At 42.5% G+C, this 14,934-nt stretch carries 14 protein-coding genes; 13 read left to right on the top strand and 1 reads right to left on the bottom strand.

Annotated features, from left to right (window positions below; all coding sequences use genetic code 11):
• Positions 1 to 17 precede the first annotated feature (17 nt).
• The 8 genes from uvrA to GSR62_RS06085 all read left to right on the top strand — a co-directional run bounded on the left by uvrA (position 18) and on the right by GSR62_RS06085 (position 9,323).
• Positions 18 to 2,864, top strand: a complete 2,847-nt coding sequence (gene uvrA, locus GSR62_RS06120; RefSeq protein WP_035447332.1) for an excinuclease ABC subunit UvrA — start codon at positions 18 to 20, stop codon at positions 2,862 to 2,864.
• A gap of 66 nt (positions 2,865 to 2,930) precedes the next feature.
• The gene (locus GSR62_RS06115) at positions 2,931 to 3,404 is read left to right on the top strand and encodes an S-ribosylhomocysteine lyase (protein ID WP_035447329.1); all 474 of its coding nucleotides are present in this window, start codon (positions 2,931 to 2,933) and stop codon (positions 3,402 to 3,404) included.
• A 166-nt stretch (positions 3,405 to 3,570) separates the two neighbouring features.
• Positions 3,571 to 4,230 carry a serine dehydratase beta chain gene (locus tag GSR62_RS06110; protein WP_035447616.1) on the top strand — a complete coding sequence of 220 codons (660 nt, stop codon included), beginning with the start codon at positions 3,571 to 3,573 and terminating at the stop codon, positions 4,228 to 4,230.
• 13 nt (positions 4,231 to 4,243) lie between these two features.
• Complete coding sequence (gene sdaAA, locus GSR62_RS06105; protein ID WP_066024022.1) at positions 4,244 to 5,134, top strand: L-serine ammonia-lyase, iron-sulfur-dependent, subunit alpha; 891 nt, start codon at positions 4,244 to 4,246, stop codon at positions 5,132 to 5,134.
• A gap of 109 nt (positions 5,135 to 5,243) precedes the next feature.
• On the top strand, positions 5,244 to 6,131 hold the full coding sequence (gene rapZ / locus GSR62_RS06100; RefSeq protein WP_035447325.1) for an RNase adapter RapZ: 888 nt from the start codon (positions 5,244 to 5,246) through the stop codon (positions 6,129 to 6,131).
• Positions 6,128 to 7,147: a gluconeogenesis factor YvcK family protein gene (locus tag GSR62_RS06095; protein WP_371319655.1), complete on the top strand. Its 1,020-nt coding sequence runs from the start codon at positions 6,128 to 6,130 to the stop codon at positions 7,145 to 7,147. The genes rapZ and GSR62_RS06095 overlap by 4 nt, the downstream gene beginning before the upstream one ends.
• 12 nt (positions 7,148 to 7,159) lie before the next feature.
• A complete protein-coding gene (gene whiA, locus GSR62_RS06090) occupies positions 7,160 to 8,113 on the top strand; it encodes a DNA-binding protein WhiA (protein WP_035447323.1) in 954 nt (317 codons plus the stop codon).
• Positions 8,114 to 8,270: 157 nt separating this feature from the next.
• Positions 8,271 to 9,323: a PTS sugar transporter subunit IIC gene (locus tag GSR62_RS06085; protein WP_066024021.1), complete on the top strand. Its 1,053-nt coding sequence runs from the start codon at positions 8,271 to 8,273 to the stop codon at positions 9,321 to 9,323.
• A 61-nt stretch (positions 9,324 to 9,384) separates the two neighbouring features.
• Here GSR62_RS06085 and clpP read toward each other — a convergent pair whose 3' ends face one another.
• Positions 9,385 to 9,975, bottom strand: coding sequence for an ATP-dependent Clp endopeptidase proteolytic subunit ClpP (gene clpP, locus GSR62_RS06080; RefSeq protein ID WP_004048260.1), 591 nt, complete (start codon positions 9,973 to 9,975; stop codon positions 9,385 to 9,387).
• A gap of 161 nt (positions 9,976 to 10,136) precedes the next feature.
• Here clpP and GSR62_RS06075 point away from each other — a divergent pair, with 161 nt between their 5' ends.
• From GSR62_RS06075 to gap, 5 genes are all read left to right on the top strand, one after another.
• Positions 10,137 to 10,565: a MarR family winged helix-turn-helix transcriptional regulator gene (locus tag GSR62_RS06075; RefSeq protein ID WP_066024020.1), complete on the top strand. Its 429-nt coding sequence runs from the start codon at positions 10,137 to 10,139 to the stop codon at positions 10,563 to 10,565.
• Complete coding sequence (locus GSR62_RS06070) at positions 10,566 to 10,889, top strand: DMT family transporter (RefSeq protein WP_066024019.1); 324 nt, start codon at positions 10,566 to 10,568, stop codon at positions 10,887 to 10,889.
• A gap of 235 nt (positions 10,890 to 11,124) precedes the next feature.
• The gene (gene rpoN / locus GSR62_RS06065; protein ID WP_066024018.1) at positions 11,125 to 12,411 is read left to right on the top strand and encodes an RNA polymerase factor sigma-54; all 1,287 of its coding nucleotides are present in this window, start codon (positions 11,125 to 11,127) and stop codon (positions 12,409 to 12,411) included.
• Positions 12,412 to 12,757: 346 nt separating this feature from the next.
• Positions 12,758 to 13,786 (top strand): sugar-binding transcriptional regulator, encoded by a 1,029-nt coding sequence (locus GSR62_RS06060; protein WP_010689279.1) that lies wholly within the window; start codon positions 12,758 to 12,760, stop codon positions 13,784 to 13,786.
• 58 nt (positions 13,787 to 13,844) lie between these two features.
• Positions 13,845 to 14,858, top strand: a complete 1,014-nt coding sequence (gap, locus tag GSR62_RS06055; RefSeq protein WP_010689278.1) for a type I glyceraldehyde-3-phosphate dehydrogenase — start codon at positions 13,845 to 13,847, stop codon at positions 14,856 to 14,858.
• Positions 14,859 to 14,934: the final 76 nt, after the last annotated feature.

The raw sequence follows: 14,934 nt of genomic DNA, 5'->3' as shown, positions 1-14,934 counted from the left end.
TAGAAAGGATGAAAGTTGTGGGAAAAAATAAGATTACGATCCGTGGTGCTAGAGAGCATAATTTAAAAGATATCAATGTTGAGATCCCTAAAGAAAAACTTGTCGTGATCACGGGGCTTTCCGGTTCAGGTAAAAGTTCGCTCGCCTTTGATACTTTATATGCTGAAGGCCAACGCCGCTATGTTGAGAGTTTGTCAGCTTATGCTAGGCAATTTTTAGGTCAGATGGACAAACCCGATGTCGATTCGATCGATGGACTTTCGCCAGCGATCTCGATCGATCAAAAGACGACTTCGAAAAACCCACGTTCAACGGTTGGGACTGTAACGGAGATCAATGACTATTTGCGTTTGTTATGGGCTCGCGTAGGTACGCCGATCTGTCCTAATGATGGCAGTGAGATCACGAGCCAATCGCCTGAGCAAATGGTCGATCGAGTCTTGCAACTCCCTGAAAGGACTAAACTCCAGATCTTAGCACCGATCGTGGTAGGTAAAAAGGGACAGCATAAAAAAGTTTTAGAGAAGATCAAACGTGAAGGCTTTGTCCGAGTTATGATCGATGGAAAAATGCATGATATTGCTGAAGATCTCGAGCTAGATAAGAATCTCAAACATGATATCTTTGTAGTAGTCGATCGGATCGTTGTTAAAGAAGGGATCCGTTCACGATTATTTGATTCATTTGAAGCAACGTTACGCTTGGCTGAAGGTCGAGTGTTTGTTGATGTGATCGGCGATAAAATGTTGCAATTTTCGGAAAATTTTGCTTGCCCTTATTGTGGCTTTACGATCGGTGAACTTGAGCCACGACTCTTTTCTTTCAATGCGCCTTTTGGAGCTTGTCCAGATTGCGATGGGTTAGGAATGAAACTTGAAGTCGATATCGATCTAGTCGTACCTGATCGAAAAAAGACCCTTAACGAAGGGGCGATGGAACCGTGGAATCCGATCAGTTCCAAATATTATCCAACGCTATTAAAGCAAGCATGTGAAGCCTTCGGGATCGACATGGATACACCGTTTGAAGATCTACCGCAAGAACAACAAGATATCGTTTTATATGGTGCTAAAGATAAGACTTTCCATTTCCGATATGAAAATGATTTTGGCGGGATCCGTGATATCGATACGACCTTTGAAGGGGTCATCCCCAATATTGATCGGCGTTATCATGAGACCAATAGCGATTTTACCCGCGATGTGATGCGCAAATATATGACGAGCTTGCAATGTCAAACGTGTCATGGATATCGGTTGAATCGCCAAGCTTTGGCGGTCAAGATCGCTGGCAAGCATATCGGTGAAATTTCTGATCTGCCGATCGCCGATGAATTGGCCTTTTTTAAGGGCTTAGAATTTAGTGAACAAGCGGCTCAGATCGCGCGTCCGATCTTAAAGGAGATCAAAGACCGGTTGACATTTTTAGTGAATGTTGGGTTGGATTATCTGAATTTAAGCCGTTCAGCACGGACACTTTCTGGGGGGGAAGCTCAACGGATCCGCTTAGCGACCCAGATTGGCTCTAACCTTTCCGGGGTCTTATATATTTTAGATGAACCTTCGATCGGGTTACATCAACGCGATAATGATCGTTTGATCGCTTCTTTACGTGCCATGTGTGAGTTGGGAAATACTTTGGTCGTAGTAGAACACGATGAAGACACGATGCGAGCTGCTGATTATTTGATCGATATCGGTCCAGGTGCTGGGGTAGAAGGTGGTCAAGTCATGGCTGCGGGAACACCTAAGCAAGTTGCCCGTTCGAAGCGATCATTGACTGGACAATATCTAGCTGGGAAAAAATATATTCCGATCCCAGCTACCAGACGGCAAGGGAATGGGAATTTTATTGAGATCATTGGAGCAACGGAAAATAATCTTAAGGATATCGATGTAAAATTCCCATTGGGTGAATTCATTGCAGTCACTGGTGTTTCAGGTTCTGGTAAGTCCACGTTGGTCAACATGATCTTGAAACGAGCCTTAGCCCAAAAATTATACCATAATTCTGAAAAACCAGGTAAATTCAAGGAGATCAAGGGGACTGAACACCTTGAAAAAGTCATCAATATCGATCAAAGTCCGATCGGGCGTACTCCGCGGAGTAATCCTGCGACATATACGGGGGTCTTTGACGATATACGGGGCTTATTTGCCCAAACTAACCAAGCTAAGTTGCGGGGCTATGGCAAAGGTCGTTTTAGTTTTAACGTAAAAGGTGGTCGCTGTGAAGCCTGTAAGGGTGATGGGATCATCAAGATCGAGATGAATTTCTTACCTGATGTGTATGTGCCATGTGAAGTTTGTCACGGAGCCCGTTATAATTCTGAAACACTAGAAGTTGAATATAAAGGCAAAAATATCGCTCAGATCTTAGAGATGAATGTCTTGGAAGCATTAGAATTCTTTAGTGCGATCCCTAAGATCAAGCGCAAATTGCAAACGATCGTCGATGTTGGGTTAGGGTATGTCTCGTTGGGGCAACCAGCAACGACTTTATCCGGTGGAGAAGCCCAACGGATGAAGTTAGCTTCTGAATTACACCGTAAATCGGCGGGCAAGACCTTTTATATTTTAGATGAACCAACTACCGGCTTGCATACCGATGATATCAAACGCTTATTAAATGTCTTACATCGATTAGTTGATAAGGGAAATACGGTATTGGTGATCGAGCACAATTTAGATGTCATCAAATCGGCGGATCATTTGATCGATCTAGGACCAGAAGGCGGTCAACGTGGTGGACAGATCGTTGGTATCGGGACACCCGAAGAGTTGTGTCAGATCGAGCAAAGTTACACGGGTAAGTATTTAAGACCACTTTTAGAAAAAGGACATTATGAACCACGAGAAGATTAAGACTTGCTTTTTAACGCCAAACTGTTAAAGTTAAAGTGTACAATTAATAATAGGGGTGTTGATAGAATGGCAGAAGTTGAAAGCTTTACATTAGATCATACCGCAGTCAAGGCGCCTTATGTGCGTTTGATCACGGTAGAAGAAGGACCAAAGGGTGATCAGATCTCAAACTTTGATCTTAGATTGGTCCAACCAAATGAAAATGCGATTCCAACAGCGGGTTTGCATACGATCGAGCATATGTTAGCTGGTTATTTGCGTGACCATATGGATGGCGTGATCGATTGCTCGCCATTTGGTTGTCGGACGGGTTTTCACTTGATCATGTGGGGCGAGCACGATACAGTCGAAGTTGCTAAAGCCTTAAAAGCATCCTTAAATGATATTTTGAATGCTTCTTGGGAAGATGTTCAAGGAACTGACATCAAGAGTTGCGGTAATTACCGTGACCACTCATTGTTCTCAGCTAAGGAATGGTGTCAAAAGATCTTGGATGAAGGTATCTCATCTGATCCATTTGAACGCAAAGTAGTAGAATAATCGACAACTTAGGGCTAGCTCAAGTGTTGGGCTAGCCCTTTTTGGGGACTAGGTTAGTAAGCTGTGCCAGATTGAAAAAAATTAAATTAAATTTTTCACATGTAGTGACAAAAGGCGAACTTTAGTGATACATTAATAAAAAATGACTTACGTCGAGGTGAAAATGGTGAGCGGGAATTACAAGAGTGTTTTTGATATTATCGGACCTGTGATGGTAGGTCCTTCAAGTTCGCATACTGCTGGGGCTGTAGCGATCGGTCAAGCAGCCCACAAAATATTTGGCGAGCCGATCGAACAGGTGATAGTCGACTACTATGAATCTTTTGCAAAAACCCATCAAGGGCATGGAACTGACTATGCTGTGATCGCAGGTGTATTAGGGATGCAAACAGACGATCTGCGCGTCCCTGAAGCGGTCGATATCGCACGGGCTCAAGGAATCGAGGTCATTTTTAATGAACATGAAGGAAAAAGTCCGATCGGGCATCCCAATACAGCGATCATTACGCTAAAGAATGCTGATAAAATGATCAAAGTCGGTGGTTGTTCGATCGGTGGCGGTACGATCGAGATCCGAGAACTTGAATTAGATGGCTGTCGTTTTGCACCTTTAGGGCCTTTGCCGATCATGTTGTGCTGGGCTGAGACGGATTTTACAGCCCACATCAAAGAGAGTTTAAATCAAGATAATATCAAGATCAGACATGAGATGACTAATATTTTTGGCCAAGGTAACTTGATCCATGAATTTGATCTTGACCGCTTGCCACCAAAAAATGTTTTAGAGCAGATCAAAGCACAAAGTCGCAGTTTGGTCTGCCTATGATCGAGGAACTTATATGTATAACAGTGTAGCAGAAATAGTAGAAACGGCGCTCAAACAAGATAAGCCTATCTGGGAATTGATGTTAGAACAAGAAATGGCTTATTCACGTGCCAGTCGCGCTGAAGTTTGGGCTAAGATGCAACGCCAATTGGAAGTGATGTTAGCAGCAGCTGACCGCGGGACAAAAGGTGAGGGCGTCCACTCGCCAACGGGGTTGACTGGGGGCGAAGCGGCTAAGATGAGAAAATACCGCGAATCAGGTCAAGGTTTAACGGATGAAACGGTCCTTTATGCGATCGAAAATTCATTAGTCACAAATGAGGTCAATGCGGCTATGGGATTGATCTGTGCAACTCCAACCGCAGGCTCTTCGGGAACGATCCCAGGCGTATTATTTGCCTTACAAAAAAAGCGGGGCTTGACGACAGATCAGATGGTAGCCTTTCTTTTTTGCGCCAGTGCATTTGGAATGGTGACAGCCAACAATGCGATGATCGCAGGTGCCACTGGTGGTTGCCAAGCAGAAGTCGGTAGTGCTTCTGGAATGGCAGCTGCAGCAGCCGTCGAGATCTGTGGTGGTAGTCCAACGCAAGCAGCTGAAGCTTTTGCAATGGCATTGAGCAATTTGCTGGGACTAGTCTGTGATCCAGTCGCGGGCTTAGTTGAGATCCCCTGTGTTAAACGCAATGTTGTTGGTTCGGTCAATGCCCTAGCTGCAGCTGACATGGCTTTAGCAGGTCTGGAAAATAAGATCCCTGCAGATGAAGTTATTTTAGCAATGAAAAGGATCGGTAAACGGCTACCAGCTCAGTTACGTGAAACAGGGCTGGGAGGATTAGCCGCTACACCAACGGGGATCAAGATGAAATTGAAGATCTTTGGGCAAGAACTAGATCTAGATTAAAAGCAGTTCAGACGAGCTGCTTTTTTAATAGGCTAAGATCGCTGTTTAATGAATGATACACCCGGATGTGTTATAATTAGTCGATGGATTTTAATTGGGGGCGTTAATAATGGCAGAAGCAATACAATTAGTCGTAGTGACCGGGATGAGTGGTGCTGGTAAGACCGTTGCAATGCAAAGCTTTGAAGATCTCGGGTATTTTTGTGTGGACAATATGCCACCAGCTTTACTAGGAAAATTCTGGGAGTTGGTCAAGGAATCCGGTAAGATCAGTAAGGTCGCTTTGGTGATCGATCTGCGCTCGCGGGCTTTTTACGATGAGATCTTTGGGATGTTACAAGAGTTAGATGATGGTAACGATAATTTACGGCCGAAGATCTTGTTTTTAGATGCGTCGGATGAAGAACTGGTAGCTCGTTATAAGGAAACAAGAAGAGCGCATCCTTTAGCAATGGATGGACGTGTTTTAGATGGTATCCAACGTGAACGTGAATCGTTATCCGAGATCAAATCTAAAGCTCAGCTTGTGATCGATACGAGTAAGATCTCACCGCGTCAATTACGTGAAGAGCTCTTTTTGAACTTTGAAAGCGATCAAAGTACGGCCTTTCACGTTAATGTAATGTCGTTTGGTTTTAAATATGGAGTCCCGATCGATGCTGACATCGTGATGGATGTTCGTTTCTTACCAAATCCATATTACATTAAAGAATTACGTGAAAAAACCGGTAATGATCAGGCAGTCTATGATTACGTCATGAACTCCGAGATGACTGAAGAATTTTATCAACAATTTATCAAGATGTTGCGTTTTGTGATGCCGGGCTATCAAAAAGAAGGCAAGTCAAGTGTTACGATCGCGATCGGGTGTACTGGTGGACAACACCGTTCAGTGGCCCTGGCTAATCGTATTGGGGAAGCTTTACAAGAGAAATATCCGGTGAACATCACCCACCGCGATATGGTGAAACGAAAGGAGACTGTGAATCGTTCATGATGAAGTCAAGAGTAAATCGGCATCGCCCGAAGATCGTGGTGATCGGTGGGGGTACGGGCTTACCCGTTATTTTAAATGGCCTGCGCCAATATGATGTTGATATCACTGCGGTCGTGACGGTGGCTGATGATGGTGGTTCCTCGGGGGTCATTCGAGATTATATCAATGTCGTGCCCCCAGGTGACATCCGTAATGTGTTGGTAGCACTATCAGATGTGCCAGAGATCTACAAACAGATTTTTCAATATCGGTTTAAGTCCAACGATCAATTCTTTTCGGGGCATGCGATCGGTAATTTAGTGATCGCTGCTTTATCTGAGATGGATGATCGTGGGATCTTTGATGCGGTCCAAGAACTTTCGGAATTGATGAGGATCCAGGGACACGTTTACCCTGCGTCTGATATTCCGTTGACGTTGAATGCGCGCTTTAATGATGGAACGACTTTGGCAGGGGAATCACATATTTCGGCTGCTGGCAAAACGATCGAAAAAGTTTGGGTGACCTCGATCGATGATGAGAAACCCGAAGCCAAAGAAGAAGTTATTCAAGCAATCATGGAAGCTGATCAGATCGTTTTAGGGCCGGGCAGTTTATTCACCAGTATTTTGCCTAACTTGATGATCGATAATGTTGGGCGGGCTGTTTGTGAGACTAAAGCTGAAGTTGTTTATATCTGTAATATCATGACGCAAAAGGGGGAGACGGAACGTTTTACCGATGCAGAACATGTGCGGGTCTTGAATCGGCATTTAGGACAACGCTTCATCGATACGGTACTGGTCAATACCGAACCAGTACCAAAAGATTATATGGATCGACAAAAATACGATGAATATTTATATCAAGTGGCTTATGACTTTAACGGTTTGAGAGAACAAGGGTGTCGTGTGATCTCGGACAACTTTTTGAAATTGCGCGACCGTGGTGTTTTTCATGATGGCGAACAGGTCGTGAAAGAATTGATGCGGTTGCTCGGACGCCCTAAGTCATGGTATGCCAATGAATTGAATTAGAGGGGTGGCTAAATGTCATACGCCAGTGACGTAAAAAAAGAATTGACGACACTTGAGGTGCATTTTGGCAATGCCAAGGCGGAATTGATGGCTTTGATCCGGATGAATGGTTCGCTTAGCATCGTCAATCATCAATTTGTTTTGAGTGTCCAAACTGAAAATCCTGCGATCGCTCGGCGCATCTATGTTTTATTAAAACAGTTCTACGATGTTGAAAGTGAATTGCTGGTACGCCGTAAGATGAAGTTAAAGAAGAATAACTTGTATATCGTGCGTTTGAAAACTGGAAGTGATCATGTTTTAAAAGATCTAGATATTTTAGATGGTTTCCAGATCAAAGAAACAGTACCGTTAGCTTTTCTAGATGATGATGCCAAAGTAAGATCTTACTTACGCGGGGCTTTCTTAGCGACTGGATCAGTCAATAATCCAGAAACGAGTCGATACCATTTAGAGATCTATTCGTTGTATGAAGATCATAATGAAACGATCTGCAAGATGATCAATCGTTATGGTCTAAATGCTCGGACAACTGAGCGGCGAAGTGGCTATATCACCTATCTAAAAGAGGCGGAAAAGATCGCTGATTTTCTATCGTTGATCGGGGCTACGGCTTCAATGTTGAAGTTTGAAGATATCCGGATCGTTCGTGATATGCGAAATTCAGTTAACCGTATCGTCAATTGTGAGAATGCAAACATGAACAAGGTCGCTGATGCAGCCAAACGGCAGATCGAAAATATCGAATATTTGGATCAACGGATCGGGCTTGAGAGTTTACCGCAAAAGTTACAAGAAGTAGCCCAAGCGCGGATCGCTCATCCAGAGGTCAGTTTAAAAGAACTAGGTGAATTAGTTGCTGGGGGACCGATCTCAAAATCAGGGATCAATCATCGTTTGCGTAAGTTAAATGAGTATGCACAGCAGTTGCGTGCAGAAGAAAATGAGAATATTTCAAATGGATAAAGTCGATAATTTAGCTTTTGGCTGAATTGTCGGCTTTATTTGTATATTAAATTAAGTTTTTAATGAGTTAGTTATAATTTTTAAGTTGACTTTATAATTATTTTTGGGTAGATTAACAATTATTAAAGCGACCAAAAAGGTCAAGGGGGAATTTTTTATGAGTGTGAAGAAAATAACGGGACGTGAATTTACCTTGAATGTATTGAACGGTATCAGCATGGGGGTGGTAGTCTCATTGATCCCAGGGGCTTTGTTGGGACAATTAATGCAAGCTTTGGCGAAGATCTGGCCGACATTTGCGCATGCAGTCTTGGATATCACTATATTTAATATGAGTCTACTACCGGCGATGGCGGGTTTTAGCGTCGGTTATCTTTTTAAGATGAATATGGTCCAGATGAGTTCGGTCGCTGGGGCTGCGATGGTCGGTTCGGGCGTGATCGTAAAAACGCAGCAAGGATTTGGCTTAGCTGGAACGGGTGATGTGATCAACGTTGGGCTAACGATCGTTTTTGCGGTCCTCTTGGCTCAGTTAATCGGAAATAAATTAAAAAATTATACGATCTTATTGTTGCCGATCATTGTGATCATTATTGGTGGTAGTTTAGGTTTGTGGGTCTTGCCTTATGTTAAAGCCGTGACTGGTTTTATCGGAGCTGGGATCAAAACCTTTACGCTCTTACAACCTATTTTGATGGGGATCTTAATGGGTATCTCGTTTGCAGTGTTGATCTGTTCACCGATCAGTTCAGTTGGGATCGCAGCTGCGATCGGGATCACGGGGATCGCTTCAGGATCGGCTAATTTAGGTATTACTGCTGGGGCATTCACTTTAGCGATCATGGGAAGTTCAGTCAATAGCTTGGGAACTGTGATAGCTCACTTCTTTGGTACTCCCAAGATCCAAATGGGCAATATGCTGGAAAAACCTATTCTTTATCTGCCGGTAGTCATCAGTTCGGCGATCATGGGTGGTTTAGGCGCAATATTCAATATTCAAGGTACACCGATGAGTGCTGGCTTTGGCTTTAGTGGCTTGGTCGGACCGCTGACAGCATACGGTTTTATGGCGCCAGGTTGGTTGAGTATCTTAAGTTTGAGCTGTTTGTTCGTAGTACTGCCTGTTCTCTTAGGCTATCTAATGAAATACATTTTTATCGATAAGAAAAAGCTCATTTCTGCGACAGATCTATTATTGAAGACAAACTAAAAAAACAAGAGTGTGAAACATATGCGTTGCTCGCATATTTCACACTCTTGTTTTTTAATGATTATTTTTTCTTTTTATTTTTCATGATCCCATCGATCAAACCGTAGTCAACTGCTTGTTGTGCGGTCATGAAGTTATCCCGTTCAGTGTCACGATCGATCGTTTCGATATCTTGTCCAGAATGTTCGGCTAAGATCTCGTTGATCAATTTGCGTGTCTTCAAGATGTGTTCAGCTGCGATCTGGATCTCAGTTGATTGACCTTGTGCCCCGCCTAATGGTTGGTGGATCATGATCTCTGAGTTAGGTAATGCAAAGCGCTTGCCTTTAGCACCAGCTGTAGCTAAAACAGAAGCCATTGAAGCTGCCATTCCCATAACGATCGTTTGCACATCTGCATTAACAAAATTCATAGTATCATAAATTGCTAATCCAGCTGAAACGGAACCACCGGGAGAGTTGATATACATATAGATATCTTTTTCAGGATCTTGAGCATCTAAGAAAAGTAATTGGGCGATGATCGCATTTGCCATATCATCGTTAACTTCACCTGAAACCATGATGATCCGGTCTTTTAAGAGACGAGAATAGATATCATAAGCACGTTCTCCCTGAGATGATTGTTCAATAACTGTAGGAACTAAATTCATAGTGGGAACCTCCGCAATATTAATAAATTTGAAGTCAGTGACTGACTGTGTATTGCTATTGTAACCTATTGGTCAAAAATGGTCAAATCAAATAAACTTGCATTTGCTAAAAATTCCTATTATTATTTAGTACGAAATCGGACTAAAAAGGAGAGGCGAAAATGGAAAACGAGCTAAAACGTTATACTGCAGATTGGATCGCATTTAACCATGTTTATGATCAGTTGATCGCTAAAAATCGGCTCACGTCATCATTGCTTTATATATTTATAGTGTTTGAAAATCATGACTTTAAATTACCGTTGACATGTTTGATCAAAGAAACAGGTCTGCCTAAACAGACTGTTACTTCAATAGTCAACAAGTTGAGCCGAGAAGAAAAGATCATGACCCTTCCCGATCCGACTGATAAACGCAGTAAGATCTTATATTTAAATGAAGTTGGACAAGAGCAGGCGCGGACAGTTTTGGTAGAATTACGAACTAAGGAATTAAAAGCTGCGCAAGCTTTAGGGATAGAAAAGTTGCGCTTATTGAACGATTTAAATGAAGAGATGTTGACCAATTTGAAAGGACAGGTAGAAGAATAAATGAGTTATGTATATTTAGCAACAGCGATCATCGGTGAATTTTTAGGAACGACTTTTTTGAAGATGTCAGATGGGTTTACGAGACTATCATTTTCGACTTTAGCATTAGTTGCGTATGGGCTATGTTTCTTCTTTTTAACTAAGTCGTTAGAAAATCTAGATCTGAGTTTGGCTTATGCGGTCTGGTCGGGTATCGGGATCGTTTTAGCGACAGCAGTCAGTGTTTTTTATTTTAAGGAAAGCATCAATTGGTTGACCTTATTAGGGATCTCCTTGATCTTGATCGGGGTAGTCATCGTTAATTTATTTGGAACAAGTCATTAAGCACAATAACAGCTTAACGGTAAATGTTAGCTGTTATTTTTTTACAAAAAAATAGCACCTCATTACCAAAATGAGATGCTATTACCGTAGTTTTTGATGCATCACCTGGGAGTCGAACCCAGATTACAAGAACCGGAATCTTGCGTGCGATCCATTACACTAGCGATGCGTACTTTATTATATTAAAATATATTTGATATAATTACAAGTATAAATTTGCAAAAAGGATAAAAAAATGAAACTTAGACAAGATACAACATTACAACAAAAACAACAAGGTAAGTTGATCATGACGCAAAAAATGCAACAATCGATCCAAATGCTCAAATTTAATGCTAGCGAACTTCAAGACTATCTCTCACAGATCGAATTGGATAACCCTTTTGTGGCTGTTTCATTTAATGGTAGCTCAAGCGGACAGCCCTTGCCAGATTTTGTGACCCCGCCCAGCAAGACTAGCTCACTTTTTGATTATTTGCTTGATCAAGTTAATCTGACGATGCGAAAAACCGTTTTACGGGATTGGGTCGTTTACTTTGTTCAAAACTTAGACCAAAATGGGTACCTAAAGCTGGATACCAAAAAGCTGGTCCGTGATAAAAAAATCGACCAAACAACACTTGATGATGCTTTGACTCTTTTGTGGCGCTTAGATCCTCCTGGTGTCGGTGCGCGCGATCTGCAGGAATGCTTGTTACTTCAAATTGAAAGTGAACGAGGGCGTGATGACCTAGCTTATCGTGTGATCGCCGAGCATTTTGAACTTTTTACCCAAAGTAAATGGGAACAGATCGCTAAAAAAATGGCGATCGATCTAAAGCAGATGCAAGCATTGATCGATTATCTAAAAACTTTGTCAGCTGCCCCAGGCAAAGCTTACGATCAAAGTGAAACCGCTTATATCGCACCAGACCTGATCGTTAAAAATGTTGATGGTACTCTTCAAGCAGAATCAACTACTTTAGTCAAACCGCGGGTCATTTTCCGCAAGAGTTACTATGAAAGTTTAGTCGGTGAACTCGATCAAAGCGTGGCTGATTATTTAAAAGAAAAAAAGAAGCAATATCAAACTTTGGTAGCTGAGTTAGCTCAAAGGCAAAGTACGATCGAGCGGGTCGGGGCAGAGATCTTAGCGCGCCAACCAGAATTTTTTACGGTTCCAGAGCATCCCTTAAAACCGATGCTATTGCGTGATGTAGCACAAAAACTACAGTTACATGAATCAACAGTCAGTCGGGCAGTCAATGGTAAGTATTTGCAAACCGATTTTGGGGTCTTTGAATTACGGAGTTTCTTTTCCCAGGCAGTTAATACTGATCAAGCTGGTAATGAAACTAGTGTTGATGAAGTGTATAAAAAGATCCAGACTTATATCGGAGCCGAAGATAAACATAAGCCACTTTCAGATCAAAAATTGGCAGAGCGGTTACAGGGTGATGGACTAAAAGTGTCCCGTAGAACGGTGGCTAAGTATCGTGAAAAATTAAATATCGCTTCTTCAAGTAAGCGAAAAAGATTTTAAGTGACTAAGTAAAGTATTTTCTAAAAAACCTGATCGTTCCTTGAATTACGGGCGATCACTGTGTGTTTTAGAGTTAAAGTTCGTTAATTTATAAACGATCACACTTGTGAAATGCTAAAACTTCGGATAGTCGGTAGTGTGACTAAGTGATTTTCGTTTTTTTTTATTGAATTTTCGCGCGCAATACCTTGCAAAAGGGAAATATTGTTGTTATAATTTCATTGTGCTTGGGGGAGTGGGTCATCACGATAAGATAATTCACGATGACTTACTTAAGCGATCAGCTCAGCAATGAGCTGTCCAACCTCTGGACGTTTCATGTCCCACAGAAAGGGAGACGAAGATTATGCACCAAGAGATCGAGTGGATCGAGCGGATCGTTCCAGATGTGATCGATACCTTAAGTCGAAGATATGCAGTGCTAAAGCAGATTGCAACATTTGGACCAATAGGTAGACGTTCATTAGCCGAAGCCTTGGGCATGAGCGAGCGGATCTTACGGAGTGAGGCAGATTGCCTAAAACAACAAGAACTCGTCGCAGCGACTAAGTCTGGGATGGTCTTGACAGATAAGGGTAAAGAAGTTATTCAGGGGTTAGCAAGTTTTATCGATCAATTATTAGATCTTAAGCAATTGGAATTACGTTTGAGCCAAAAACTTGGGATCGAGAATTGCTTGGTCGTTGCTGGTGATAGCGATGATCAGACACAGGTAGTTAATGAGATGGGAAGACTTGTTACCAACACACTTAAGACGTTATTGCCTCGTGGGCGTAATATTATTGCGGCTATGGGCGGGACGACGATGGCGCAGATCGCTGCGTGTTTGACGCCCGATATCAGTGATCAACGTGAACTGCTCTTTGTGCCTGCTAGAGGTGGATTGGGCGAACGCATGGAGATCCAAGCTAATAACGTTTGTGCTCGGATGGCACGCCGAACTGGTGGAAAGAGCCGGTCACTTTATGTGCCCGAGCAAGTAAGCGAGAGTACGTACCGTCCCTTGCTAAAAGAACCAGCTGTTCAAGAAGTCGTTACTTTGATACGGCAAAGTAATGCTGTGATCCACAGTATCGGAACAGCGATGCATATGGCTCATCGACGTTCGATGTCGCAAGAAATGATCGCGATGTTAAATGAACGCAAAGCAGTCGGTGAAGCCTTTGGTTACTTTTTTGATGAGGCAGGACAGGTCGTGTATCGGATCTCCCGTATCGGGATCCAGTTAGAAGACCTCGCTTCTATGGAATGTGTAATTGCCGTCGCTGGTGGCACCTCAAAAGCCAAAGCGATCGTCTCTTACATGAAACACGCTCCTAAACAAACGTGTCTGATCACAGACGAAGGAGCAGCAAAAGCGATTTTAAAAGAGTAGTGTTTTGAACATTACTTTTTAAAATAAATTTTTATTTCCTAAAGGAGGAAATTGTAGTATGACTACTAAAGTAGGTATTAATGGTTTTGGTCGTATCGGCCGTTTAGCATTCCGTCGTATTGCTGAAACATCAAAAGACTTGGAAATCGTTGCTATCAACGACTTGACATCTCCAGCAATGTTGGCTCACTTGTTGAAATATGACACAGCTCATGGTCAATTTGAAGGTGAAGTTTCCGCAACAGAAAACGCACTTATCGTTAACGGTAAGGAAATTCCTGTTTACGCAGAAGCAGACGCACGCAACATTCCTTGGGTTAAGAACGATGGTGTAGAATTGGTTCTTGAATCAACAGGTTTCTACACATCTCCAGAAAAGGCACAAGCACACGTAGAAGCAGGCGCTAAGAAAGTTCTTGTTTCAGCTCCAGCTGGCAAGATGAAGACGATCGTTTACGGTGTTAACGATGATACATTGACACCAGAAGACCAAATCGTTTCTGCTGCTTCATGTACAACAAACTGCTTGGCACCACTTGCTAAGGCTGTTAACGATGCATTTGGCATCAAAGCTGGTACAATGACAACAATCCACGCTTACACAGCTACACAAAAATTACAAGATGGTCCAGATCGCGGTGGTAACGTACGTAACGCACGTGCTGCAGCTCAAAACACAATTCCTCACTCAACAGGTGCTGCTAAAGCTATCGGCTTAGTTGTTCCAGAATTGAACGGCAAGTTAGACGGCCATGCACAACGTGTTCCTGTTATCACAGGTTCATTAACAGAATTAGTTGCAACTCTTGACAAAGAAGTTACAGCTGAAGAAGTTAACGAAGCAGTTAAGAAAGTTACAGAAAACAACCCATCATTTGGTTACAATGCTGACGGTATCGTTTCTTCAGATATCATCGGTACATCATTTGGTTCTATCTTCGACCCAACACAAACACAAGTTGTTGGTGAAGGCGATGCACAAGTTGTTAAGACTGTTGCATGGTACGACAACGAAGCTGGCTTTACAGCACAAATGATCCGTACATTAGAAAAATTTGCAAGCATGCTTTAAGATTTAGCTAAACGCTAATTTTAACTTGTTATGCAGGTTATGAGGCGGGGGGAGGCAGACTCCTCCCGCCTTTTAT

This window comes from Ligilactobacillus animalis, from assembly GCF_009933595.1.
In the GTDB taxonomy this organism is placed as follows: domain Bacteria; phylum Bacillota; class Bacilli; order Lactobacillales; family Lactobacillaceae; genus Ligilactobacillus; species Ligilactobacillus animalis.
Note: the sequence above shows the minus strand (reverse complement) of the source record. Positions and strands in the feature narration are given on the sequence as shown.